Annotated in this window: 22 protein-coding genes; 12 read left to right on the forward strand and 10 right to left on the reverse strand. The window is 50.4% G+C overall.

The annotated features are described in order from the left end of the window. Positions 1-61 precede the first annotated feature (61 nt). On the reverse strand, positions 62-2,032 hold the full coding sequence (locus tag ACTJJJ_RS03900; protein WP_440701500.1) for a glycoside hydrolase family 97 protein: 1,971 nt from the start codon (positions 2,030-2,032) through the stop codon (positions 62-64). An 802-nt stretch (positions 2,033-2,834) separates the two neighbouring features. Here ACTJJJ_RS03900 and ACTJJJ_RS03905 point away from each other — a divergent pair. Further along, entirely contained in the window at positions 2,835-3,302 is a 468-nt protein-coding gene (locus ACTJJJ_RS03905; RefSeq protein ID WP_188930434.1) for a hypothetical protein, read from the forward strand. Positions 3,303-3,369: 67 nt separating this feature from the next. Here ACTJJJ_RS03905 and ACTJJJ_RS03910 read toward each other — a convergent pair whose 3' ends face one another. The 5 genes from ACTJJJ_RS03910 to ACTJJJ_RS03930 all read right to left on the reverse strand — a co-directional run bounded on the left by ACTJJJ_RS03910 (position 3,370) and on the right by ACTJJJ_RS03930 (position 8,223). Then, positions 3,370-3,657 (reverse strand): transcriptional repressor, encoded by a 288-nt coding sequence (locus ACTJJJ_RS03910; RefSeq protein WP_188930432.1) that lies wholly within the window; start codon positions 3,655-3,657, stop codon positions 3,370-3,372. 24 nt (positions 3,658-3,681) lie between these two features. Then, positions 3,682-4,398, reverse strand: a complete 717-nt coding sequence (locus ACTJJJ_RS03915) for a DUF4198 domain-containing protein (RefSeq protein ID WP_440701501.1) — start codon at positions 4,396-4,398, stop codon at positions 3,682-3,684. Between the two features lie 170 nt (positions 4,399-4,568). Continuing rightward, entirely contained in the window at positions 4,569-6,908 is a 2,340-nt protein-coding gene (locus ACTJJJ_RS03920) for a GAF domain-containing protein (RefSeq protein WP_440701502.1), read from the reverse strand. A gap of 109 nt (positions 6,909-7,017) precedes the next feature. Further along, positions 7,018-7,356: a hypothetical protein gene (locus tag ACTJJJ_RS03925; protein ID WP_440701503.1), complete on the reverse strand. Its 339-nt coding sequence runs from the start codon at positions 7,354-7,356 to the stop codon at positions 7,018-7,020. A 93-nt stretch (positions 7,357-7,449) separates the two neighbouring features. After that, a complete protein-coding gene (locus tag ACTJJJ_RS03930) occupies positions 7,450-8,223 on the reverse strand; it encodes a helix-turn-helix domain-containing protein (RefSeq protein ID WP_440701504.1) in 774 nt (257 codons plus the stop codon). A 195-nt stretch (positions 8,224-8,418) separates the two neighbouring features. Here ACTJJJ_RS03930 and ACTJJJ_RS03935 point away from each other — a divergent pair, with 195 nt between their 5' ends. Both ACTJJJ_RS03935 and ACTJJJ_RS03940 read left to right on the forward strand, forming a co-directional pair. Beyond that, a complete protein-coding gene (locus tag ACTJJJ_RS03935) occupies positions 8,419-9,252 on the forward strand; it encodes an SDR family oxidoreductase (RefSeq protein ID WP_188930423.1) in 834 nt (277 codons plus the stop codon). A 150-nt stretch (positions 9,253-9,402) separates the two neighbouring features. Further along, a complete protein-coding gene (locus tag ACTJJJ_RS03940; RefSeq protein ID WP_440701505.1) occupies positions 9,403-10,320 on the forward strand; it encodes a helix-turn-helix domain-containing protein in 918 nt (305 codons plus the stop codon). Here the strand turns inward: ACTJJJ_RS03940 and ACTJJJ_RS03945 are convergent, their stop codons facing one another. After that, entirely contained in the window at positions 10,321-11,418 is a 1,098-nt protein-coding gene (locus ACTJJJ_RS03945; protein WP_440701506.1) for a toxin-antitoxin system YwqK family antitoxin, read from the reverse strand. A gap of 191 nt (positions 11,419-11,609) precedes the next feature. Between ACTJJJ_RS03945 and ACTJJJ_RS03950 the strand changes: the two genes are divergently transcribed. After that, positions 11,610-13,913 carry a penicillin-binding protein 1A gene (locus tag ACTJJJ_RS03950; protein WP_440701507.1) on the forward strand — a complete coding sequence of 768 codons (2,304 nt, stop codon included), beginning with the start codon at positions 11,610-11,612 and terminating at the stop codon, positions 13,911-13,913. Between the two features lie 81 nt (positions 13,914-13,994). Here ACTJJJ_RS03950 and ACTJJJ_RS03955 read toward each other — a convergent pair whose 3' ends face one another. Further along, positions 13,995-15,365: an FAD-binding oxidoreductase gene (locus tag ACTJJJ_RS03955; RefSeq protein WP_188930410.1), complete on the reverse strand. Its 1,371-nt coding sequence runs from the start codon at positions 15,363-15,365 to the stop codon at positions 13,995-13,997. Between the two features lie 223 nt (positions 15,366-15,588). On the opposite strand from ACTJJJ_RS03955, the gene ACTJJJ_RS03960 reads away from it, so the two are divergent. After that, positions 15,589-16,623, forward strand: coding sequence for a sensor histidine kinase (locus ACTJJJ_RS03960; protein WP_440701508.1), 1,035 nt, complete (start codon positions 15,589-15,591; stop codon positions 16,621-16,623). After that, entirely contained in the window at positions 16,620-17,663 is a 1,044-nt protein-coding gene (locus tag ACTJJJ_RS03965) for a sensor histidine kinase (RefSeq protein ID WP_440701509.1), read from the forward strand. Before ACTJJJ_RS03960 ends, ACTJJJ_RS03965 begins: the two co-directional genes overlap by 4 nt. 3 nt (positions 17,664-17,666) lie before the next feature. Here the strand turns inward: ACTJJJ_RS03965 and ACTJJJ_RS03970 are convergent, their stop codons facing one another. Further along, on the reverse strand, positions 17,667-18,029 hold the full coding sequence (locus ACTJJJ_RS03970; RefSeq protein ID WP_440701510.1) for a hypothetical protein: 363 nt from the start codon (positions 18,027-18,029) through the stop codon (positions 17,667-17,669). A 302-nt stretch (positions 18,030-18,331) separates the two neighbouring features. Between ACTJJJ_RS03970 and ACTJJJ_RS03975 the strand changes: the two genes are divergently transcribed. The 5 genes from ACTJJJ_RS03975 (at position 18,332) to ACTJJJ_RS03995 (ending at position 22,570) form a co-directional block, all read left to right on the forward strand. Beyond that, positions 18,332-19,126 (forward strand): LytR/AlgR family response regulator transcription factor, encoded by a 795-nt coding sequence (locus ACTJJJ_RS03975; RefSeq protein WP_426294695.1) that lies wholly within the window; start codon positions 18,332-18,334, stop codon positions 19,124-19,126. Positions 19,127-19,255: 129 nt separating this feature from the next. Beyond that, the gene (locus ACTJJJ_RS03980) at positions 19,256-20,116 is read left to right on the forward strand and encodes a c-type cytochrome (RefSeq protein ID WP_440701511.1); all 861 of its coding nucleotides are present in this window, start codon (positions 19,256-19,258) and stop codon (positions 20,114-20,116) included. A 137-nt stretch (positions 20,117-20,253) separates the two neighbouring features. Then, positions 20,254-20,997, forward strand: a complete 744-nt coding sequence (locus tag ACTJJJ_RS03985; protein ID WP_188930401.1) for a LytR/AlgR family response regulator transcription factor — start codon at positions 20,254-20,256, stop codon at positions 20,995-20,997. Between the two features lie 78 nt (positions 20,998-21,075). Continuing rightward, positions 21,076-21,411 carry a YegP family protein gene (locus ACTJJJ_RS03990; RefSeq protein WP_188930399.1) on the forward strand — a complete coding sequence of 112 codons (336 nt, stop codon included), beginning with the start codon at positions 21,076-21,078 and terminating at the stop codon, positions 21,409-21,411. Positions 21,412-21,529: 118 nt separating this feature from the next. Next, positions 21,530-22,570: an AI-2E family transporter gene (locus tag ACTJJJ_RS03995; protein WP_188930397.1), complete on the forward strand. Its 1,041-nt coding sequence runs from the start codon at positions 21,530-21,532 to the stop codon at positions 22,568-22,570. Positions 22,571-22,576: 6 nt separating this feature from the next. Here the strand turns inward: ACTJJJ_RS03995 and ACTJJJ_RS04000 are convergent, their stop codons facing one another. Next, positions 22,577-23,224: a hypothetical protein gene (locus ACTJJJ_RS04000; protein ID WP_440701512.1), complete on the reverse strand. Its 648-nt coding sequence runs from the start codon at positions 23,222-23,224 to the stop codon at positions 22,577-22,579. A gap of 114 nt (positions 23,225-23,338) precedes the next feature. On the opposite strand from ACTJJJ_RS04000, the gene ACTJJJ_RS04005 reads away from it, so the two are divergent. After that, complete coding sequence (locus ACTJJJ_RS04005) at positions 23,339-24,127, forward strand: mechanosensitive ion channel family protein (protein ID WP_440701513.1); 789 nt, start codon at positions 23,339-23,341, stop codon at positions 24,125-24,127. The last annotated feature ends 12 nt before the right edge of the window (positions 24,128-24,139 follow it).

Genomic DNA, 24,139 nt, shown 5'->3' on the forward strand with positions numbered 1-24,139 from the left:
GTCCCATTCAAATAATGTAGACCAACAGCCCGAATAATAGACCTGTCGCTGGCTACGCCATCTATTTCCTCAACCTCAGCAGATAACCCCCGCCCGGTGCCATGCGTATTTTTAAACTGTCCCGTGAATTCAATGTCGCCTCGGAAAGCCGGTAGTCGGCCGGATAGCGGTCGGCGTTGACGCCGTCCTCGCAAATAGTGGCGTTGTAGTTTCCGGGTGGGAGAAAACCGAGCGAAATGCTGAGTTCCCGCGCTGTCGAATCGTTTAAGGCGCCGATGTACCAATCGGAGCCCTTTTTTCGTGCGGTGACCACGTAATCGCCCAGGCGGGCGTCGAGGATGCGGGTAGTGTCCCAAACGGTGGGAATGCTGCCGAGCAGCTCCATGAATGCAGGCTCGTTCAAGCCTTGCGAAGGGTTTCCTGCAAAAAACTGGATGGGGCTTTCGTAGACGACGAACATCGCCAGCTGCTGGGTGCGGGTGGTGAGTGACATCACATTTTCGGGCATCGCATGGAAACCTTTTGCTGTTGCATTATTAAGCATTCCCGGCTCATAATCGAGCGGGCCGCCAAGCATACGGATGAATGCGAGGAGTACATTATGTTCGGGCGTCGCTTCGGCACTCCACATATTGTATTCCGAACCCAGCACTGCCTCGCGGGCGATCGCGTGCGGAAAGGTGCGGTTAAATCCGGCCGGTTTGAATGCCCCGTGAAACATCAGCATGATTTTATGCCGCGCGCAGGCCTCCGCCACTTTGTAAAAGAACTGCACGGCTTTCTGATCGTCGCGGTTGATGAAGTCGGTCATGATAAAGTCCACGCCCCATTTACTGAATTGTTCCAGGGCCGGTTCGAGCTGTTTGTCCAGCGTAAGCGCGAGCGTCCACATGCTGATCCCGATGCCCTTGCTTTTAGCATAGGCAACAATTTCCTCCATTTGAATGTCAGGATTGATCTTAAACAGATCATTGTTGTCGCTCCAACCGGCGTCCATCATAATGCGCTCGAAGCCAAAGCGTTTGGCAAAGTCGATGTAGTATTTGTAGGTAGCGGTATTGATCCCGCTTTTAAAAGGAACATTGAAAATATTGGAGGTAATGATCCATTCGTCTGTGGCCTTACCTGGTTTTATCCACGACACATCCTGTACACGTGACGGGCTTGCGAGCCTGTAAACCAGATCGTTACCGGGCAGGTCTTTGTCTTCCGGGGCGATAATCAGCACCCGCCAGGGAAACGCCCGTGTTCCTTTGGTTTTTGCCAGAAAATCGGCTCGTTTGGACACATAGCGCGTGGAATACAGTTCTTTGGTTTCGGTTTCTTCCGCCGGGTAGGGCGCAAACTGGCCCAGCAATGCCTTTTCAGCGCTTCCGGTGAGGAACATGCCGGGGTAATCTTCCAGGTCCGATTCGGTAATGCCTATTTTGGGCGAATCGCCCGGCGCGACGAGAACAGGCGAGAAAAACAGGCTTTTGGAAGAAATGCTTTCAAGCGGTTTGACGGTGTAGGGTTCCTCGAAACCGGTATGGTAAATATCCATGTTCGAAGGCGGGGCAACTTCCGGGAAGTAAACGGGATGATTGGCCGGGAACCGGAATGCGGCAGTTTCGGAACGGACCGTAATGTCACCGGGGAAAGAGGTGGCAATGCGGTAGGCGACGCCATCGTCGTACACCCTGAAAATAACGGCAAACGCATTACGCAGGGTGATTTTGAGCTCCTTGTAGCGATCGGGAATACGGATGCGTTTTTCAGGTACGGGCGAAATAATGGTTTCACTCACGTTCCTTTCCGAGAACTGCGGCTTGGCCAAACCGCCCGAGAGTTTCCTCCCGTCCGTCAGCACCAGGTCGATCTCCGATGGCGATACGATCAGCCGGCCCCTGAAATACACACTGTACCGTAGCTGATCGTGCACATAGGCTACGAGCCGTATGGTGCCGTTTGGGGAAGTGATCTCGCATGTGGCTTGTGCGTGCGCCCGTGTGAGGAAGAGTAGTAGAATGTTTAGGAGTAGCAGTTTTTTCATAGAGGAAATGGTTGCTTTCGTATAAATGCAATGTACGCGATTAATGTGCCTGACGAAAGTTTACAAAGGCTTAAAATCGCTGGCACGACATTTGATGTTGTAATAAATATTGCTACAAGTAACTGTTGTGCTACTCATTTTTGGCGCTGAATAAAATTGAAGAGCGCGAAAGTGGAAAGTCGTTCAATCCAGCTTTAATGATTGAGTGAGAGTTAGTTTTCATTTTTCGGCGCGAAAGCAGACAGGAGTTTTAGCAAAGCATATTAATATAACTTAGATCTTAGGTGAAAATATGTCAACCAAACTACTTCTACGGGTACAGATTCGATGCCCGGATATTTTTGCTTCAATTCAATATTAATTCCGAAAGAATGTCTTTTTTGTTGTCAATAAGAATGCCGTGTTTAACCACTGCGACCAGACTGGGATCGTAAAAGCTGAATTGCAATTTTGTAACCGTATGCGACTTATTAGTTAGCCTGCAACGCGATCCGTAAGCGCGCATCTGCTCGCACCTCAAATAGCGGACCGAAGTGAAGGAGAGGTTTTAAGTCTTTGGAAGTAAAACGGAAATTAACGGCAAATAAGCTGATGAGAATGGCCTCATCAGGAACCTCTATTTCAAATCGATTTTTTAATCGGCGGAGAAAAAACGTTTAATAAAAATGCGGCGGGTAAGAAATTTCGCTAATTTTTTTTTACGAGTATTGGTACATTATTTATCACAAAAAGTATTTTAATAAAATGTTAACTTGATTACTTTTGCGAAAGTAATAATCCACCAGCAACCCGTAATTTATTTATGAAAGCAAGAGCAATTAAATTCTTTTCTCCCGAGGATAATGTTTCCGTAACGAAAAAACCTCAGGAGAAACCAAAGCCAACCGGCTATGTTTCCTCCTCGGGCAAGCTTGTTCTTCCTCCTAAAACTTTGGAAGAATTAGGTATCGAACCAGAAACAGCTCGCTTTAAGATCGGAGCACAACAAGGAAAAAGAACCTTGAAGAACCTCTATCTGATACCGAGCTCGGATGAAAACGGAACATTCGTCCTTACCAGAAGCGGCCGCGGATATTCAATCCCGCTGGAACTGATTCTCCGTAAAGGTGGTGTGGATTTTGAAAGTACAAAGTATGTTTTTGAGGTAACTCTTTTTAATTATGAAGAAGGTGTTGTCGGTTACGAACTCACGTTAGGAACGGAAGAACCTAAGCCGGCTTACACCGGTAAGCCAAGAGGCCGTAAGCCGAAGAACGCGGTGGTTGCTTAACAGATATGAAAAAAAGGGTCCGGTTCAGGACCCTTTTTTGTTAAGTTCTGGTAAACAGCATTCTGCCTCATTTGTCCAATCCATTCCTGACAAGCTCAGGGATTCCAAAAAGATTTTTGCGGCTGTCGGTCGCGAAACGTCGCTCCGCAAACCCCGCACTTACCAGCCAGTTGAGCGATTCATATACGGTAGCGGGACTAATTTTAATCCCCTGGCTGCGCATGTCGCGCCACAATGTATCACCATCCGTAAATTCGTTGGCTACCAGTAAATGATCGGCCACCACGACCCGTTTTTCGGCCAGTCTTACTTTGTGACGGATGCAATAGGCACTGATTTGTTCGTACAGGGACATGCGAATGAATAGGGCTTTGAAAAACTATTTTCCAACTTCTACCAGCAAAGTGGCGCTGCGCCAGAATGCTTTGTATTCCTTTCCATTAAGGTTGCCGGTTTCTTTCCAGCTTTTGGACGCTTCGATAAAATAGGTCCCCGGCCAAAGCGGAATAAATTCAGCCAAACCTTTTTCATCCGTACTGATTTGCTTGCTCCATCCCGATGGCGAAGCGACAGTTATGTAAAGCTTTTCATTTCCATTATTCTTGAAAAGTCCGCGCAGGTTCAGCGGGTTGTTTACTTTATATGTTTTAGCAGGATCTGCAAAAACATTCAATTCGTTGGCATTTGCACCGGGGTTGTTGCCCGCATCGGACTTCCCAACGGTTACTAATGCACTGGCATTGAACTGGTAAACGGTGGTACCACCCAGATCTTTGGAGGTATGGCCTACCGATAGCGTGTATACGCCCTGTTGATCGGGCGTGAAGTCGGCTGTGAAATGATCGTCAGCGGCAACGGTCGCCAGTTTGGTTCGTTTCTGGTCGGGAGCGGTGAGCCAGAGCTCAAATTCCTTCACGTCGGAATACCAGTCGCCCAGCTTTTCAGGCTTATCGCCCGGCTCGGCGTAAATAATTTTGACAGACTGTTTCTGACCGGGTTTACCATTGGGGGCTGTCTGGATCCATAGGGCATGGGCGAGCAGCTGTGCCGTGCAGCAAAGCAGGAAGGCGGCAGTAAGGAGTTGTTTTTTTAACATGATTTGAAAAAATGAGTAGTAAAAAAGCGATGGGTAAAACCAGCACCCACTTCGCATGTAGAGCCGCAAATATAGTCTATTTGTAATAAGTCCAAATAGTATTTAAATTTAATTACATAAAAAAGCCCCCGGGGTAATTCCGGAGGCAGGATGGCTAAATCCGTTTGCAATCAATACACGATCCCCAAACGCAGCGCACGCAGGCCGCTCAGGCCTTGCAGATCTTCGAGTTCGAGCTCTTCGGTTGCACCTTCCAGAGCATTTGTTTCCTGCAAATACTGGATGAAGGGCAGATAATCTTCGATATCGCGCTGGTGCAGATAAATGAGAGCAATCTTGTCGGGCTGGGTGAGGCGTTCCTGTGAATGCTTGATCCGGACCTTGTCGATGCGCTTTTTGATCATCTGGTAGCGGATATTGTAAGCGCCTTCAACGTCAAACTTCCGTTCGTCGGCACGGAAGCTGATGTCTATCATGTGGTTATGGACAAAAATCAGTTGAGTGGTGTGCAGCTCCTTAGGCATCTCGCCCAGCAGCCCGCGGGTGAGTTTTGCCACTTCGATCATCGACGAAAGTTGCCATAGCCGCAGGTTTTTCAAATGAAAGTGGTTGAATGGCCTGTCGGGGGAAATCGACTGGCCGATGTAAATATCATATTCGATGCCGTCGGTTCTGAATTTCTCGAAATAGCATGGGTACGACAGTTGCAAGGCTTCTTTCTGATTTTCAAAATACCGGTTCACGGCCGTGTTGATCAGCTCCATGGATTGGTCCAGCTCCTGCCGGTGACGGTGCACTTCGCCCTGAGCCGGGTGGGTAATCCCAAGGTATTGGTCGATCAGCGGGGCCGTGCGGACGTCCTGCTGCGACAAATGAATGAGGTAATTCCTGGCCTCTTCATTCAAAAAGGTATTCAGGTTGTTCTCGGAAGTGCTGTTCAGTTCACCCTGGGCGAGGGCCTGCCGCCATCTGGTGCAATGAAAGCGCAGTTCCTGCATGAGCGACGACCGGTCGAGGCTTGCCAGGGCATCCAGCAATTCGTGGAGCAGATCAAGGTAATGCCCTAGGTCGGCGCGGATAGACGTATTTCGTTCATTGGTCGAATTGCGGATGTCTATCGCACCATACAGCGGGTAGACGTCGAAGAATGCGATATTTTCACTTACCTCTGGCAAACCCTTCTTCCGCCGATGCAGGTAATGCCAGGCCGATTCGTTGAACTTCCATTGCACCGCGGGCTGTATCGAGGTAAACTTTTCCTTGATAATGCTTTCCAGTTCCAGATCGAACTCTTCGATATAGGTGTTGAGCAACTGCGCCACCGGCGCGAACGCCATTTCGAGCGATGCCAGTTTTTTCTCGTCAAATCGCTCGTCGTCCCAGGTATGCATGCAAAGTACCCCTACCAGTTTCTGTTCCACAAAAAGCGGTACCAGCGCAAGGGAACGCACATTCAGATCTCGGAAAGGTGCTAACCAGCCGATCTGACGCTCGTCTTCCCCCTGAATGTCGGGCGAGAAGAACGAGTTCGGTTTGGCCGCATAACCTTCGGCTTGCCGCCGGAATTCTTCGGGTGTCAGCCGGTTTTCTCCCCAAATCTGAAAAAGTACCCCCGTGCCCGCCTGCCCGTACCCGTACACTGCTTGGCCGTTCACGCGCACGAAGGGAAAGAGATCGAACTCGATGCGGTTGCTCTGTACCAGGGTTTTCAACGATTGGACAATGCGTTGGTAACGGTTCGGGCTATCGCCGGGTATCCTGTTGAACTGGACTTTTTTGATGTTCTCGACAGCCATTTTAGCCGTTACATCCGACACCGTGATCACGGCAAAGCCCCGGAACCGGAACATGTCGAGCGGCAATACCCTTTGCAATTGCAGATGCCCGTCCTTCTCGCTGAAATGGGCATATATTTCAACGAAATTGAGCTCGGGTAAGTCCTGCGTGGCACTCACTTCCACAAACTCGGGGCTTACCAGCACTTCATAATACCGGTAAAGGCCGGTTTGAGTGTCCGTCCAGGCGTGGTACTGCTGTATTTTCACCGGAACCTGGAAATTGTACAACCTTTGCAGGATCAGCGTGTAAATCAGGTGCAGACGCTCGCGCTGGTAGTCTTCCGGGCTTTTTTGAAGTTCAAACTGCGTTTCGAGCGGCTTCATGTTCAGCATTTCGAAGAGCAGGTCGGTGCCGTAAAAAATGTGCGGGTACAACGGCATACACATGCCCCAGGCAAGCTTATGCTCCGATGCAAGTGGCGCCGAAAGACTGCTGTAAACGTACTCCAGGAAATCGCCGTACCGATGTACCTCGTCGAGCGGTATTTCTCCCTGTGGGATCTGGTGCTCGCGAAAATAGGTGAGAATATCTTTATAAAATGCCGATTTCAGCGTCTTCTCTTCCGCGACGCGCTGTTCGAGGAAGCGGATATACGGCATAAAGGAAATGGCCGAGTCGAGGTCGAGGGGGAGTGCCCTCATTCCGGAAACGTCGAGTACTTCGTTTTTCATGGTGTTATGGCTGGCAATGCGAGCCTAAATATACGACACACCAACCGAAAAAAGCGCGTCCCGGCATTGCAGCCGGAATGCGCCTAGTAGTACGCAACGCAAGGTCTGTTCAGGGCCGTGCGTGATCTTCCTGGAAGACGCCCGGCTCCATTTTAATATTCAGCTTTTTGAGCATTGCGGCGCGGTCGAAACCTTGTCTGTCGTTCTCGGCCTGCACTAGCTCCCTCGCATTGTTGAGGGCCTCGTCATTTGTCCAGGTGGCGATGGTAATGTATTCGGTATCACCGTTTTCGGTAATGCGTTCGTAGGCGTGGTCACGGACGAAGCCTGCGAGCGTGTGGATGTAGGCACGGGCGATGTTCTGCCGTTCGAGAAATGTTTCTTTGGACGCTGCCGGGATCAGGTATTTGCCGATGAATGCGATCTCTCCGTTTGATGTTGATTCCATGATTTTGAATTGAATGTGAATAGCCTTTCGTTTGTTTTTGTTGATACAAAATTCCAAAACGGCCGGCTGCCATTCTTGTAAAAAATCATTGATTTACCATGACACGGGCGATTTGAAGAACTCGGTAGGGGTAAGCCCGGTGAAGAGTTTGAAATCCTTATTAAAATGCGGCTGGTCGAAATAGCCGGCGTCGAGTGCTATCTGGGCTAATGTAAGGCCAGTGCGGCCCTTCTCCACTACCGACTTCATTTTAACAACATACGAGAACTGTTTCGCCGAAAGCCCTGCTACCCGCCTGAAACGTTTTTCGAATACATCCTGGCTTACGTGAAGGGAGTCAGCAAGTTCTCTGATCCGCAGTTGCCCACCCGCACGGTGGATTTTCCGGATCGCTGCCAATACCATTCCATCCGGCGTTTTACCAGTCAAGCGGCTTAGCAGAAAGCGCTCGATCAGCGTAATGCGCGCTTCATGCGAGGGTTGGCCGGCCAGTTGCTCTTCCAGCAAGCCGGCGTCTTTGAAACCGTCGAGGCAATGCATGGGAACGCTCGTATCGCTGAGCTCATGCAGCGGCTCTCGAACGAACGGCGCAATGCCGCCTTCCCGGAAAGTAACCAGCAGATTGACCGTGCCCGACTCATATTGCATTGCCCGCCCCGATTTCCGCAAGCCGGAGACGACGATGGGTTCCAGCACGTTGGACCCGCCCGGGTGGTTAACAGAAACCTGCCCGCTCAGCCTGAACACCATTATCGGCGAAGTTCCGGGCAGCACGTTATTGACCACGTCCGCCGGTGTTTCGATCACCTTGTAGGACTGGATAAATGGGCTAAGCTCCGGCGTCGGAAAATAGGTTTGGATATTCATTATTCCCGGAACCGGAATCCGGCTTTAACGGTTCCCGGCGGTTCTGAAACCTTGTAACCGGGGTTTCGTTAAACCGGTCTTTCGTTAAACCGGGCTTTCGTTAAAGTGTATCACATTTCCGGATTTTTGTATAAGTCGCCGGCGGAAGCGACCCGGTAAATTTGTAGCATCAAAACACAAAAACAATTGTCAATCATGTCAAAGACTATTTTTATTACCGGCGCTTCCAAAGGATTTGGCCGTATATGGGCAGAGGCTTTTTTGCAAAGAGGGGACAAAGTAGCGGCTACCGCACGCAATACAGAAGCGCTGAAAGATCTCGCGGCGCAATATCCTGATACCTTATTAACCATTCAGCTGGACGTGAACGACCGGGCAGCAAGTTTCGCCGCCATCGAGCAAACCAGCAAACACTTCGGCCGGGTGGACGTTGTGATCAACAATGCCGGTTACGGCTTGTTCGGAGCCATCGAGGAAACCAGCGAAAAAGAAGCCAGGGACCAGATCGAAACCAACGTGTTCGGTTTGCTTTGGGTGACACAAGCGGCCATTCCCGTCATGCGGGCACAAGGCGGCGGCCACATTATCCAGGTGTCCAGCGTGCTGGGCGTTGCCACATTACCGGTACTGGGCCTTTACAACGCTTCCAAATGGGCGGTTGAAGGACTCAGCGAAACCCTGGCTTCCGAGGTGAAAGATTTCGGTATCAAAGTGACGATCGTTGAACCCAACGGCTTCTCGACCGACTGGGGCGGCGCCTCCGCCTTCCATACCGAGCCGATCGCATTGTATGACGGTATTAAGGAAGCACTTTATGCAGGGTTAACCCCAGACACGATCGGTAATCCCGAAGCTACTCCCGACGCGATCCTGAAAGTGGTCGACGAAGAGAACCCGCCGTTGCGAATTTTCCTGGGCAAAGTTGGGTTCCCCTGGTTGAACCAGGTATATGCCGACCGCCTGGCGACCTGGGAAGAGTGGAAAGACGTAGCTGACGCCGCACATGGCGAGGTGGCCATCGGCCAGTAGATAGCTGCCTGATTTTAGGTAAATTTGATTAATTCATACTTTGTTGTCACGTTGAGCGTAGTCGAAACGTCGGTACTGTACCGGCCTTCGACTTCGCTCAACGTGACAACTTAATTGCGTTTGATTCAGCATTTTAACCGTTTCAAAACTATGGAACATTACAGGAGCGTCAGTGAATTGCATCGTGCCAACAATATGCCGACGCCAGAACACCCCATGATTAGCATGTTCACCTGCGATGAGCTGAGAAGTTGTACGCTCGGCCGACGGGAGTTCACGACGGATTTTTACATGATTGCATTCAAAAAGATCAAAGCCGGGCATATTCTTTACGGCCGCACGAAATACGACCACGAAAACGGGTCGATGCTTTTCTCGAAACCGCGGCAGCTGATCGAAATGAATAACATCGAACTGGAAGAGAAAGGCTTTATTCTTTATGTACACGAAGATTTTCTGAATGGTCACCCGCTGCATTCGGAAATCCGCAAATACGGCTTTTTCGATTATGAGGCCAACGAGGCATTGCACTTGTCACAACGCGAGGAGCAGATTATCTGGGATCTTTTCGGCCGCATTCAAAGTGAATATTTGAACAATACCGACGAATACAGCCGCGATATTATGCTCACGCATCTGGATTCGATGCTGAAATATTCACAGCGTTTTTACAAGCGCCAGTTCATCAACCGCACGCAGCTTTCGGGTACTACCGTTTCGCGTTTCAACGAAAGTCTCGCGACCTATTTTGAAAATGGTAATTTCCAGGAAAAAGGCTTGCCGTCCGTAAAGCTGATGGCCGACCTACTCAACACGTCGCCGCGTTACCTGAGTGATCTGCTCAAACAGGAGACGGGTAAAACCGCCATCGAACTGATCCACATCTTCCTCGTTTCCGAGGCCAAGAACATGCTGGTCAGCACCGACAAAACCGTAGCGGAAACGGCTTATTTGCTGGGTTTTGAAAACCCGCCCTATTTTTCGAGGCTATTTAAAAAAGAAACCGGTCTCAGTCCGAACGAATATAAAAAGCGGGTTGAGTTTTCCGGCCAGCCCGGCGCTGCGTAGTTATTTGGGAATGTGGAGGTTGATTTGCTTGCCGCTGGCGTCGTAATCCCCGCCATTGGTAGGATTGCCGTCCGGGTCGTATCCCTGATAGTGACCGTAAGGCTTGGTATAGTTTTTAAAATGATTTATAGAGCTCACCTGGCCGTTTGGATGGTAAAAGACGGAAGTGTAAGTGCTATCTTCATGATGATAAACATACTCCTGCTCGATCACGCCCCATCTGGAATATTGTCTTGAAGAAACAATCTGCCCATTATAATCATAAAGTGCTTCGAGCCAAACCTGAATACGGCTGTAAGTTTTGCGCAATGAGTCTTCCGTTTCGTAAAAGTCCCTGATCAGGAATTTCTTCATCCGTTCGGTAACGGTCGTGTCGTGATAAACCCTTGACATATTAATTAAAATACCTTTCCGGTAAAACTTCTGATCGTATAACTGCCCGGAAGGGTAGAACCACTCCGATTTTCCCTGCAGCGAATCGTTTACAAACATTTGCTTTCCCCATATTTTTCCGTTGTGGTGGTATACTGTCCGGATGCCATTTTTTAGTCCGTCATAGTAGGTTGATTCCACTTCCAATTTGCCGTCGGGATAATGTTGCCGCTCGATACCGTCGCGTTTCCGCTTTTCGCCGCGGTCATAAAGTTTCCGCAGATCTTCCAGTTCCTCAATACCTCTTTTGAAATGCCAATCACGCACGCCATTCTTGTCGCGGTAACGCACATTTCTGTTGCAAGCGGCTACTGAAACCTGTCCATCACGGACCATGGCGAACAGTAACCATTCGTCACCCACTTCAATTCCCATTTCACAGGACGATTGTATGTCAAATTCGGTCAATTCACGGATGTCTTTTCCTTTGAACTTTTCGATAATCTTAAAGCCCAGTTTTGCGGTACGGAACCTCGTCGTATCGGTAAACGGATTAACCGTTTCGGACGTCACTTTTACCAATGCGACGAATTCATATGTTTTCAGATCGTCCATCGACTTAATACGCTTAAAGTCAGTGAGGCACGAGCATGCTATCACGCTAATACGGGCACAGCCGAGCATCAGTATGGTTGTCATGCAGAACGTCTTCAGGGTTTTGGTCATGACCTTGATCAGAGTTGGGGGTAACAAACGAAGCCCAAAGTAACACTTTACGCCATTTTGGTATACTTTAATTAACTTAAATATTTTCACTTAAAAAATAGCAAATGCCTTCGCTGTGACGTTCTAATAGCTGATTTGTGGATCAAATTCACTTATTTGGTCGGTTTATTGTACGTTACTCTGGAAAATACATGATTCAACTGAAACCCGGGAAATACCGGCGTCGCATTCTTTTACTCTGGCGTACATTCGGCATCGGGCTGGCTTTGCTGATATTTTACATTGCTGCCGTTAACTACAATTTTTTCTGGCTTTTCGGCGGAATGCCGGATTTACAGGCGTTAGAAAACCCGAAAAGCGAGATCGCTTCCGAACTGATCTCGCAGGATGGCAAGTCGATCGGTAAATACCTGATTGAAAACCGGTCGCCGGTGGAAATCTCCGAAATTTCGCCCAATCTCATCAACGCATTGCTCGCGACGGAGGATACCCGCTTTATCAGTCACTCGGGCATCGATCCTCGGAGCCTTTTGCGGGTGGCGAAGGGCATCCTCACGGGTAATTCGAGCTCAGGCGGCGGTAGTACGCTCACACAGCAGGTCGCCAAAAACCTGTTCAATACGCGTTCCGAGGAATTTGAAGGGAGTTTGGGCAAAATACCCGTCGTACGCATCGTGATCGCGAAAACCAAGGAATGGATTCTTTCCATCATTCTTGAAAGGAAATATACCAAGCAGGAGGTCATGCAAATGTACCTGAACACGGTGTCGTTCGGGAACAATGCTTACGGGGTGAAGGTAGCGGCTAAAACGTATTTTGACACCGATGTGCGCGACCTGGATTTAACGCAATCGGCATTGCTGGTAGGCATGCTGCAAAACCCGACGATCTACAACCCGATGCGGTTCCCGCAGAATGCCATTAACCGCCGCAATACGGTACTGGCTCAAATGGCGAAGTACGACGACATTACCGAGGACGATTTCAACCAGCTGAAAGAAAAGCCGTTGGGCTTGCATTTTGCCATGGAAACGCACGCCAATGGTCCGGCGCCCTATTTCCAGGAATCGATGCGCGGATATATGAAGGCCTGGGTGAAGCTATACAACGAGGAAAACGGCACCGACCTGAACCTCTACACAAGCGGCCTGCGCATTTACACCACCATCGACTCGCGCATGCAGGAGTACATGGAAGACGCGCTAACCCGCCACATGAAAGAGCAGCAGAAGACTTTCAACGATCACTGGAAGGGCCGCAATCCCTGGATCGACGAAAATGGGAAGGAAATTCCTGGCTTTATCAATACAGCCGTTCGTCGCCTGCCGTATTTCAATGTGCTTAAAAACAAACTGGGAGAAGAGGAAGCGTGGAAAGTGATGCGGAAGCCTTATAAAATGAAGGTATTTTCCTGGGATGGGGAAAAGGAGGTTACGATGAGCCCCATCGATTCCATCAAATATTACAAGCATTTCCTGCGCGCAGGCATGATGGCCATGGACCCGCGTAATGGGCACGTGAAGGCGTGGGTAGGAGGGATCAATTTCAAATATTTCCAGTATGACCATGTGAAGCAAGGCAAAAGGCAGCCCGGATCGACTTTCAAGCCATTTGTTTATACGGCAGGTTTGGACAAAAACTTTATAAGCCCTTGTGAAAAGATCATGGACTCGCCCGTGACATTCCAAGCCGGGGTTGACGACGTTCAGGAAGATTATACGCCAAAAAATTCCAATGGCGTGTACTCGGAGCAGCCGCTGTCGCTCCGGCAGGCATTAGGGAAATCGGTGAATTCGGTGACTGCTAACATTATGAAAATGGTGAAAGCCAATACCGTGGTGGATTACGCCCACAAGCTGGGCATTACCAGCGATTTGCCCGCTACCCCTGCGCTTTGCCTTGGAACGGGCGATGTCTCCATCTACGAAATGGTATCGGCCTATTCCTCATTTGCCAACGGGGGGTACAAGGTGATGCCCATGACCATCCTGCGCATCGAAGACCGCCACGGCAAGCTCCTGGCCGAGTTTCATGAGCAGCAGAGCCAGGAACTCAGCGAAAATATGGCCTATAATATGCTGTACCTCATGCGCGGCGCAGTGGAAGACCCGGGCGGCACGGCAGGCCGCCTGCGGCAATGGGGTGTTACAGACGGCAATGAGATCGCGGCCAAAACCGGTACTTCGCAGAACCATTCCGACGGCTGGTTTATGGGCATGACGCACAATCTCGTGGCAGGTGTGTGGGTTGGGGGCGAGGACCGCAGCATTCACTACCGCAGCCTGGCGCTCGGGCAGGGTGGGCGCGTGGCCATGCCTGCATGGGGCGCATTCATGCAAAAGGTTTACAACGACCAGACGCTCATTCAATACCGCAAGGGCCCGTTCCCGCGCCCGGAAGGCTACACCGGCGAATGCGCGACCGACTCGACGCAGGTTTCCGAGGATGTTTACACGCCACCGGCGAAATCGGATGACGAAGGGGTGTTATTCTAAAAAAATGGCCGTTAACTGTCAGCCTGAGCGGCCAAAGGCGTCACGCAAGACGCCTTCGACTCCGCTCCTGGCTGACAGTTGTTATGCCGGTTTGATGTTCTGGTTGACCCTGAAAACATTATCGGGGTCATACTTGGCTTTAATGCGCGTCAGTTTTTCGTAGTTGCTTCCATAAGTCGCCTGCACACGGTCAGCACCTTCATCCATCATAAAATTGACATAAGCGCCGCCAGCGCCATGCGGATGCAGTTCCTGCCAGTAATCGCGCGCGAAACCGGTAACCAGATCCTTTTCGGCGTGATCGGGCGAAATGCCTACGATTACCATGGACCAGGTGGCATCGCGGTAGTTCCAGGCGGTAGCGTCGTTCCGTATCCGGCCGGCAGCGCCGTTGATCGGGTAGAGGTGCATGCCCGAGAAAAAATTGGGGATCTTGTGGGCGTGTTTGATATGCACATCCATTACTTCCGGGCTAAGGTGTTTCACAAAGTCGCCCTTCCAATACCAGTAGTATCCGGGCACAAAAAGGTCGTCGAACATGGTTTGCAGCGCCGGAACGGGTAGCGGCCCCACGGCGTCGATCAGCGGCTTGCGGAACTTGCGTACCAGATCGAAAACTTCCGCTGCCTCCTCCTCATCGATACAGCACCATACAATGCCGCACATCAGTTGAAGGTGGTATTGTTCGGGAAATATGGGTGCTGGGGGGATTTTGTGAAAATTGAAAAAGCCACTTACACTATCCGGTGCTTGCTTGATAAAATCCTGGTACCACTCCATCATCGCTTTGGCGTCGTTGATATCCCAGAACATCGGCCCGCCGTACACGGTATGCACCTCGTGTGCGCGGAAAAGAAACGAGGTTACCACACCGAAATTGCCGCCCCCGCCACGGAGAGCCCAGAACAGGTCCGGGTTTTCCGTAGGGGATGCCTTCACCCTCGTTCCGTTGGCCAGTACCACTTCTGCTTCGAGCAGGTTGTCGATCGTCAGTCCGCCGAAGCGTGTCAAATGTCCCAAACCTCCTCCGAGCGTAAGCCCTCCGATGCCCGTTGTCGCATTAATCCCCGTAGGCACGGCAAGCCCGTAAGGGTGACCCGCTTTGTCGAGATCGCCCAGCAGGCACCCGCCTTGTGCCCTGATGGTACGGGCAACCGGGTCGACGGTGACGTTGCGCATGGCCGAAAGATCAATGACTAACCCTTGGTCACATACGCCGAGGCCGGCGCCGTTGTGGCCGCCGCCGCGTACAGCCACCAGCAGGTCGTTTTCACGGGCAAACTGAACGGCTTTAATGACGTCCGTCTCGTCCGCGCAACGTATAATGAACTCGGGGCATTTGTCGACCATACCATTGTGGACTTTCCTGGCGGTATCGTAGTCGGCATCGGCAGAAGTGATGACCCTGCCCCTGAAATCGGGGATTGTTTTAAAGGAACTGTTTGCTTCCATCTGAGAAGGAGTTTAAATGAGGAACAAGAAAAGTCTTGCCGGCCCGGGGAGGCCGCATTCAGATGATTGTGGTGTTGCAAAACAAGTTAACGAGCAGTGGGCCGGAAATATATCGTTGAAGGCACGCGCCCAGGCATTATAAATATAGTAATTTTTAATATGAGGCTAAAAAAATATATTTGGAAGATTAATTGCTTCCTGGACCCAAATATCCCGGTATAACTTGAAAAATCCTTCGCAATGGAAATGGTTCCGTCCGCTGGTGATCCTCGTGTGGGCATTGCTGCTGAACCTTTTTCTTGTACAGAAATTTATCGGAAGTAATTGGAAAAGCCTCACCATCACCCTGGCGTGGCTCGGCTGCACGCTCATTACCTGGCAGCTCATGGCGCAATGGAGCGAAAAATGGCGTGTGCGATATCCCGATATTTCACAGACCCGGCAGCGGATCATCGTGACCTTCTCTGGCTACCTGGCTATCGAGGTACTCAGCCAGGGCTTCTTTTTCCTGCTCATGTATTTCGCGCGTTGGGATTGGGAGGTTTTTACATTAAAGGAATATGGCATTTACAACATCCTTTGTGTGGTGACGCTCTTCGCGGTGGGCGCTATATATGAGCTGATCTACTCGCTGAACCAGTACGGGGCCGCGTTGCAAGAGGAAGAGGCGATCAAGAAGAAAGCGTTGCAAAATCAGTTTGACAACCTTAAAAACCAGGTTAACCCGCACTTTTTATTCAATAGCCTCAATTCACTTTCCGCACTCGTGGAAGAAGACTGTGTGCAGGCGGGCGCATTTCTCGACGAACTTTCAAGCGTTTACCGCTATTTGCTCCATACGAGTGAAAATGGCCTGGCATCGCTCAAAAGCGAAAGTGATTTCATCAACTCCTACCTCTTTCTGACCAGTACCCGTTATGGCTCGGCGATAGAAGTGGAAATGGATATGGACGACAGCTGCGCCAATTGCATGGTGCCGATGCTTACATTGCAAACGCTGGTCGACAATGCGATACGGAATAATGTGGTCATGAAGCAAAAACCGCTGAAACTCTCGATTGCGACGCAGGGCCGCCAGCTCGAAGTCCGTAATTCTATTCAACCGAAGCATGTTAATGCAGCCCGTGAAGGACTGGAAACGCTCATTACCCGATTCCGTGACCTGAACCTGGAAGAGCCGGTACTTTTCGACGACGGGGAGACTTTCACTGTGAGAATACCGATTGGAACACCCCGTAATCAATTCGAAACGACGTGAAGCTGCTGGTAACATACACCAAACAGGATATCTGGATCGCCCTCGCTTTGCTGCCGGCGTATATTTTCCTGATGAATTACCTGCTGGTAGGGAATATTTATTTCTCGGACATTTCAGTATTTGCAAAGGCAACGCTCGTGTCTACCATCGTTTTCGGGCTTGCCTATCAGCTGGTACACACCCGTATCGGTCTTTGGTTCCGCAAGCAGTTTTCGCATTTTAAACAAACACCCAAACGGATGCTGCTCATGATCCCGGCGCATATCGTTTGCAACGTAGCGATTATCAGCGGGCTCTTTTTTGGTTATAAAGCGGCGCGTTTCCCGGGCTACGTATATGACCTTACGAGCTTCGAATGGGCGCTCGCGTTGGGCGCGCTCATGAACGTCGTGGTCACGTGCATACATGAGGGCGTGTACGCGTTCGAGCTTTGGCAGCAAAAACTGCTGGAGACCGAGAAGCTGCGCAAAGCGAACCTGCAAAGCCAGTTCGAGAGCCTGAAACAGCAGATCAATCCGCATTTCCTTTTCAATTGCCTTAACTCGCTCTCCTCGCTGATCGAAGAAGATGCCGAACTCGCCACGCAGTTTATCGATGAAATGAGCAATGTGTACCGGTACCTGCTGCGCAGCAACGAGTCGGAGCTTACCACGCTGGAATCCGAACTGAACTTCGCGAGTTCCTATTTTCACCTGCTCAGCACGCGTTACGGCAGCAATTTGCGGTTGGAAGAAGAAATCGACCCGGCATACCGCGGCCACATGCTGCCGCCGCTGACTTTGCAATTACTCATGGAAAACGTCGTGAAGCACAATGTGATCATGCCTCAGCAGCCATTGTATATCCGCCTCAATACCACGATCGACGGCAGGCTTGTGGTTTCTAATAATTTGCAGAGACGCTCCATCAAAGTCGCTTCCAGCCGCATTGGTCTCGCCAATATCGCGACCAAATATAGTTTGCTCGGCCAGGGAGAGATCAATATCGACGAAAACGCGCAAAGCTTTTCCGTCAGCCTGCCGCTGCTGGAATCGGCTTAACTATTACTTGTCAGGTAGTTGTAATAACTTCTCGCGGGAGCCGGTGGAAAGTTGCCCTGGATGTGCGACCTCGTACAGGACCGACTGCACAATAGCAGCAATGGCTGCCGGCGGCATGCCACTATCGTAATCAGACCGGCCGGCACATTTCTCATCCCAATGCGGGCCGTCGACAACTTTAATGCCTGACGGAAAGCTCAACGGCGGACCTGCCGGACGAAGTCGGGAGCTGCCGAAGCCGGGCGCCGAAGATTTCACTTCATCGGACACGGGAGCTGATTCGATGCAGCCCAAGGGTACTGTTGCCAGCACGAGATAGTACAGGAAAAGCACCCTCGTGCCGATAGGGAATTTTCTATTTTTCATGGCTAACAGATTCGCAATTGCTTGTGTCAAAATTAGGATGACAGGACTGCCTCGCCGCGGGCATTGTGCATCAAATGTGCCATACGGCAGGTGGAGCGTACAAGTTGGTGTATGGGACGTATGCAGGTGGGGATCGGACGTTTCAAGGTCATATTATGTCGGTGCCGGTGGCACGGTGACGTTTCATGGGCGGTAAATACCGTTTCATAGGACGTTTATGCGTTTCCGTTTCCCGCGGGTTTCGGGAATTGGTTATCTTGACTTAAATTTTCACCCTTAAACATGAACAACAAAACCGGCTTATGAAGGTATTATTGATTGAAGACGAGGACCTGGCGGTGAGAAAACTCTCCAAACTATTAACTGAAATTGATGGTAATATAGAAATTGTGGGTAAAGCCGCGAGCGTGCAGGAATCGGTGGAATTTCTGAAAGACAACGAAGTGCCCGATCTGATCCTGATGGACATCGAGCTCGCCGACGGCCAGAGCTTCGAAATATTCGACCAGGTGAAAGTGGAATCGCCGGTGATATTCACGACTTCCTATGATGAATATGCGCTCCGGGCATTCAAAGTGAATAGTATCGACTACCTGCTGAAACCGATTAAGCGCCAGGAGCTGGAAGCGAGCCTGGCAAAATACAACCGCCTTACCAAAGGTGCCGAGAGCGATCCTGCGAAACATGCCGCCAACCTCGACCGAGATGCGATCGACTCGCTCGTGAAGCAGCTGCGCCAGCAAATGCAGCCATCGGAATACCGCAAGCGCTTCCTCGTGAAGCATTTACAGCAATGGGTGCCGATAGAGGTGACCGATATTGCCTATTTTTATTCGGAAGAGGGGACGAGTCTTTTCAAATCAAAAAACAATCACAAATACCCGATCGATTACACGCTCGACGAGCTCGAAAAAATGCTCGACCCGGACTGCTTTTTCCGGGCAAACCGCCAGTTCATCATCAGCGTGCATTGTGTGCAGCAGATCAATCCTTATTTTAACAACAAGATCAAACTGGCGCTCACACCCGCGCCAGAGAGCGAGGTGATCATCAGCCGCGAAAAGGCTATGGACTTCAAGAAGTGGCTTGGTAAATAGGTTACTACAATTCATGCAGCTATTATGACGCTTCGACGGATTTGACAATGGAAAAGGCTGGGCGACAGGGCATTTTTGCAACGCCGGCCAGCGTCGGCAGTTTTTACAAACTGTTATTGTCAAAAAGCCATGTTAAAAAAAATCCTGAAATGGACCGGCCGTACGTTGCTGGTCATCATCCTGCTTGCCGTCGGTTACTACACCAAGGCCTACATTATGATCGGCAAGCGTCAGCACAAAGTTTATGCGGTGAAGCCCGTCAAACTGGACATTCCCAACGACTCTGCTACGCTCGCCATGGGCAGGCGCCTTGTGACTACCAAAGGCTGTACCGATTGCCACGACAAAGACCTCGGCGGAAAAGTACTCTTCGAACAAAAAGGGATCGGCCGGCTTACAGCCCGGAATCTCACCAAAGGAAAGGGCGGCGTGCCCAAAGATTTCGATACCGACGACTGGGTACGGGCGATCCGCCACGGCGTGCAGCGCGACGGTACGCCGCTGATTTACATGCCTTCGGCCGGGTTTAATCAGCTGAGCGAAACCGATTTGAAAGCTGTGATCGCCTATTGCGCACAGGTGCCGCCTGTAAACCGTGAGAATCCGCCGAGCGAGATAGGCGTGGGCGCTACCATCATGGCCGATCTGGGCGAACTGGAACTGTTTGAAGCCGAAAAAATAGACCATAAGGCGCCCGTTCCAATGGCCATTCGTGAAGGCGTTACCCCCGATTTCGGCAAATATGTGACCCAGATTTGCACGGGTTGCCACAAGCCCGACATGAAGGGAACGCCGGGAGAGGGCGGTACACCGGACATTTCATCTACAGGGAAAAGCGCCCGTTGGACCGACGAGCAGTTTTTCCAGACGCTCCGCACGGGTAAACGGCCGGATGGTACCGAGCTGAAAGCACCGATGCCATGGCAGATGACTGCTGCATTTTCGGATACCGAAATGCGGGCGCTGCGGATGTACCTGAAAAGTATCTGATGCTATTGCCGCAGACCCGCAGGGATGGCGTTGGAGTTTTCCCGAATTATTTGGAAATTGAGCGCCATCTACTCAGCTCGCTTCTTTTCATTACTTGACCGGTCAATTGAAATGTATCTTTTCACCGGATTACTTTTATGAGCAGAATTAAATGTTTGATCATCGACGACGAACCGTACACTGCGAGCGTTCTCGAATCCTACATCGGCGAGCTGGATTCGCTGGAACACGTGGGGACATTCTACCACGCGATCGACGGACTGATGTATCTTCAGCGGCACAAGATCGACCTTCTTTTCCTGGATGTGATGCTTCCGAAAGTTACCGGAGAGGCATTTCTGAAAATGTTACCCTGCCGCCCGAGGGTCATTTTCCTGTCGAACAAGAAAAAACAGTGGGCGCCTGGCGGCGACGACCACATCGTCGACTGCCTGGTGAAGCCCGTCGCTTTCGAGGAATTTCTCGATAGTATCGACCGCTATTACGCCACGATTCCACCGGTTGTAAAGCGAAGTTTCCAGCGGAAGCCCAGGAAGAGGAAGGTGATCCCGGATCAGGGGCCTTTTGTGTATCTGTTTTCGGGAAAGTCGGTAGTGAAGATATTTCTTCGGGAAGTGCTGTATATCGAAGGGGTCAAGAACTATGCGAAGATCAAAACCAGCGAGCGGGAGATTATCGTTTACCAGGGACTTGCCGCGATCGAATTGCGGCTGGCGGGAAAGGGCTTTATGAGGATACACCGCTCGTTGATCGTGTCGATCAGCAAAATAACGGCATTCAATGAGCAAATGATCGAAATCGATACGCATATCCTGCCCGTGAGCGCTCCCTATCGCGGGCGGGTGGCGCGGCTGATCCGGGCCGGCATCAAGAACGTATAGCGTTTTTTCGACAACGTATAGCATTGCATTGATAAAAGATAATCGTACTTTGAAAGCCTAATCCAATCTTTTCAAAACATGGGAAAATTTGTAATAACAAAAAGGGCCAACGGAGAATTTCAATTTAACCTGAAAGCCGGAAACGGTCAGGTAATCCTCGCCAGCGAAGGTTATACTACGAAGGCTGCTTGCGAGAATGGTGTTGAGTCCGTGAGAAAAAACGCGCAGGACGATGCGCGGTTCGAGCGCCTTACTTCCAAAAATGACAAATTCTACTTTCTTTTAAAAGCAACCAACGGCCAGTCGATCGGTAGCAGCGAAATGTATGAAAGTGCAGCCAGCCGCGACAACGGGATCGAGTCCGTTAAGAAAAATGCACCCGATGCAGAAGTAGACGATCAATCGGCGGCATAGCCATCCCGATATACAGAAAAACGCAGCATAACAGGTTATGCTGCGTTTTTCTTTTGCCTATTGCCGGAGCCACTGGTATAATAATTGCACTGCGTATATTGATAAAAATCAAACATTCATGGTCGCAGACTTTAATAACCGAATTCGGCAGGTAGCGTTTCTGCTGATTGTCACCGCGTTGGCAATACTCGTTTTCAAGGAACTTTATGTTTTCTTCCCCGGCTTCCTGGGTGCCCTCACGCTTTATATCCTTTGCCGGAAGTACTATTTTCACCTCACCGAACAGCGGAAGTGGAAGAAGGGCCTCACTGCGATCCTCTTTATGGTAGTGTTTATGGCCTGTATTGTGGTGCCGGTATATTTTGCAATCCAGATGATTTTTCAAAAGATCAATATGATCGTGGAAAATCCCGAACCCGTAAATCATGCGATTGACGCAATATCCTCACAACTCCGCGAATGGACCGGGCAGGACTTACTTACCAAAGAGGCTACGACGGACATCCGTAAAAAAGCGGCGAGCTTTATCCCCGGGATACTCAACAGCTCGGCTACCATGGTCGGAAATCTGCTGATGATCCTTTTCCTGGTCTTTTTTATGTTTAAAAACGGTCGGCTCATGGAAGATACGCTCGAACATTTTATTCCGCTCAAACACAAGAATATAGAATCGATCGCAGACGAGACTTGCGGCATGGTGCGTGCCAATGCACTAGGCATTCCGCTGATCTCACTGATCCAGGGACTGGTGGCGCTGGTGGGCTATTGGATTGTCGGCATCGAAGACTTCGTGCTGCTTGGGCTGATCACCGGTTTGTGTGCATTCTTCCCGGTGATCGGTACGGCGATGATATGGCTGCCGCTTGTGATATTCCTGTTTTCAAAAGGTGAAACCGGAAAAGCGATCGGTCTCGCCGCTTACAGCGCAGTCATTATCGGAAACATCGATTATGTGGCGCGCATCACCTTTTTGCAGAAAGTCGGGAATGTGCATCCGGTAATCACCATCCTGGGCCTGATCGCCGGGTTGAGGCTCTTCGGCTTCTGGGGTTTCATCTTCGGTCCGTTGCTGATCAGCTACCTGCTGCTGCTCATCAGGATTTATCGGAGTGAATTTGGGGCGACGGCCGTTAACCGACCGCCGTCAACCGACCACTGACCGCTATTAGATCTCCCCATCCGCCTTCGATCTGATCTCGTAATTGTGCACCCCATCAGGCGCTTCTGACCATTTGTATACCACTTTTTTAAACCGCAGGTCATTCACGATCCCGTAAATGTTCTTCATGAAATCTTCCTGAACCTGCTTCGGTTTGAACATTGTACCTTCAAAAGTCAGTACCTCCTGGTGACTGCCTGCTAATCCAATGACGACATGCTGCTCATTGAGCGCTTCCTTTTTGGATTCGACATACTCGGTGCGCAATTCGGGGAAGTCGCGCTCCTGGACTTGTACCATTTTCTTTTTCAGGACTTCACGCTGTTCAGCGACCTGCTTGTCGGAATTGGACTTAGCTTCGTTATACAAAGCAGTATTCGACTTGTGCCACGAAAGTCGCGTGGCCAAATCGGTGTCGCTATCGCCGTTTTTAAGTTTTAAATCGACATCGCTGATCTTGTTTTGCAAGAAGAGCGACATATTCTCGTTGGCTGCCTTGTCGACCGGCTTTGGGGCATAAAAGTAAAACCCAATACCCGCGGCGATCGCCGCCATGATCAGGTACACTGCATATCGGCCAATCGTGGCGCGGCCTATCGAGGCCCGGCCAGCGGTGACCCCGGATGATTTGGTTTGTTGATGATGGATTTCCATGTCTGTTGGGATTTTTCCTTAACTAATTGAAAGGCGAGGGTCAAAAAATATGCCAACGGGCATTGGAACGGATTTTTTTCGCGAGGCCGGTATCTAAATCAATGAAGTCAAATCATGAAAATTCAGCAATTCTATAACAAAGCTTACGCGTGGATATTGGAAACCGGGCCACCCGTTCTCTTGGGAATAGGCGTATTGATCGCCGGCTTCTGGCTCATCCGTCTGCTCTCGCGTTGGCTCAGCACACACATGTCCAAACGCAACATCGACCCGTCGCTCACACCCTTCCTCCTCAGCCTCGCGGTGACCTCTCTGCGGGTGCTGCTCGTAATCTCCGTGATGCAGATAGTAGGCATTCAAATGACGGTTTTTGCCGCTTTGATTGGCGCAATTGGTGTTGCGGCGGGCCTGGCTTTGTCGGGTACTTTACAAAATTTCACGAGTGGCGTACTGATCCTGATCCTCAAACCTTTTCATGTGGGCGACAACATCGTGGCACAGGGACAGGAGGGGACCGTCGAAGCGATTAGAATCTTTTATACGGTGGTGAAAACGTACGATAACCGCAAGGTAGTGATCCCTAACAGCAAGCTCTCGAATGAAGTGATCATCAACGTCAGCGGCTCGGGCAACAGGCGGCTCGATGTAGAGATGAAATTTAGCAACAGTATCGATTTCAGGGAGGTTAAAAACATCGTCAATAATGTCCTCGATCATGCCCAAAGTGCCCTTAAAGTCCCCGCAAGACGTATCGGGATATCCTCCATCGAGCCGGACGGTTACAAAGTGATGGTGAATGTGTGGCTGGACGCGCACGGTTTTGTGGACACTAAAATGGAAATCCAGGAGAAACTAATGGAGGCTCTGAAAGGCTCTGGTCTCAAACTTCCGGGAATGGCTTAAAGTTTTTTCCTG

Source organism: Dyadobacter sp. 22481 (genome assembly GCF_052044875.1).
Lineage (GTDB): Bacteria > Bacteroidota > Bacteroidia > Cytophagales > Spirosomataceae > Dyadobacter > Dyadobacter endophyticus.

What these genes read in the sequence shown, in the direction of transcription:
- ACTJJJ_RS03980 (WP_440701511.1), top strand. Translation starts at nt 19,256, where the DNA reads ATGTTAAAAAAAATCCTGAAATGGACCGGCCGTACGTTGCTGGTCATC.
- ACTJJJ_RS03955 (WP_188930410.1), bottom strand. Translation starts at nt 15,365, where the DNA reads ATGGAAGCAAACAGTTCCTTTAAAACAATCCCCGATTTCAGGGGCAGG.
- ACTJJJ_RS03920 (WP_440701502.1), bottom strand. Translation starts at nt 6,908, where the DNA reads ATGAAAAACGAAGTACTCGACGTTTCCGGAATGAGGGCACTCCCCCTC.
- ACTJJJ_RS03930 (WP_440701504.1), bottom strand. Translation starts at nt 8,223, where the DNA reads ATGAATATCCAAACCTATTTTCCGACGCCGGAGCTTAGCCCATTTATC.
- ACTJJJ_RS03950 (WP_440701507.1), top strand. Translation starts at nt 11,610, where the DNA reads ATGATTCAACTGAAACCCGGGAAATACCGGCGTCGCATTCTTTTACTC.
- ACTJJJ_RS04005 (WP_440701513.1), top strand. Translation starts at nt 23,339, where the DNA reads ATGAAAATTCAGCAATTCTATAACAAAGCTTACGCGTGGATATTGGAA.
- ACTJJJ_RS03975 (WP_426294695.1), top strand. Translation starts at nt 18,332, where the DNA reads ATGAAGGTATTATTGATTGAAGACGAGGACCTGGCGGTGAGAAAACTC.
- ACTJJJ_RS03945 (WP_440701506.1), bottom strand. Translation starts at nt 11,418, where the DNA reads ATGACCAAAACCCTGAAGACGTTCTGCATGACAACCATACTGATGCTC.
- ACTJJJ_RS03985 (WP_188930401.1), top strand. Translation starts at nt 20,254, where the DNA reads ATGAGCAGAATTAAATGTTTGATCATCGACGACGAACCGTACACTGCG.
- ACTJJJ_RS03905 (WP_188930434.1), top strand. Translation starts at nt 2,835, where the DNA reads ATGAAAGCAAGAGCAATTAAATTCTTTTCTCCCGAGGATAATGTTTCC.
- ACTJJJ_RS03995 (WP_188930397.1), top strand. Translation starts at nt 21,530, where the DNA reads ATGGTCGCAGACTTTAATAACCGAATTCGGCAGGTAGCGTTTCTGCTG.
- ACTJJJ_RS03925 (WP_440701503.1), bottom strand. Translation starts at nt 7,356, where the DNA reads ATGGAATCAACATCAAACGGAGAGATCGCATTCATCGGCAAATACCTG.
- ACTJJJ_RS03915 (WP_440701501.1), bottom strand. Translation starts at nt 4,398, where the DNA reads ATGTTAAAAAAACAACTCCTTACTGCCGCCTTCCTGCTTTGCTGCACG.
- ACTJJJ_RS04000 (WP_440701512.1), bottom strand. Translation starts at nt 23,224, where the DNA reads ATGGAAATCCATCATCAACAAACCAAATCATCCGGGGTCACCGCTGGC.
- ACTJJJ_RS03935 (WP_188930423.1), top strand. Translation starts at nt 8,419, where the DNA reads ATGTCAAAGACTATTTTTATTACCGGCGCTTCCAAAGGATTTGGCCGT.
- ACTJJJ_RS03940 (WP_440701505.1), top strand. Translation starts at nt 9,403, where the DNA reads ATGGAACATTACAGGAGCGTCAGTGAATTGCATCGTGCCAACAATATG.
- ACTJJJ_RS03910 (WP_188930432.1), bottom strand. Translation starts at nt 3,657, where the DNA reads ATGTCCCTGTACGAACAAATCAGTGCCTATTGCATCCGTCACAAAGTA.
- ACTJJJ_RS03990 (WP_188930399.1), top strand. Translation starts at nt 21,076, where the DNA reads ATGGGAAAATTTGTAATAACAAAAAGGGCCAACGGAGAATTTCAATTT.
- ACTJJJ_RS03900 (WP_440701500.1), bottom strand. Translation starts at nt 2,032, where the DNA reads ATGAAAAAACTGCTACTCCTAAACATTCTACTACTCTTCCTCACACGG.
- ACTJJJ_RS03970 (WP_440701510.1), bottom strand. Translation starts at nt 18,029, where the DNA reads ATGAAAAATAGAAAATTCCCTATCGGCACGAGGGTGCTTTTCCTGTAC.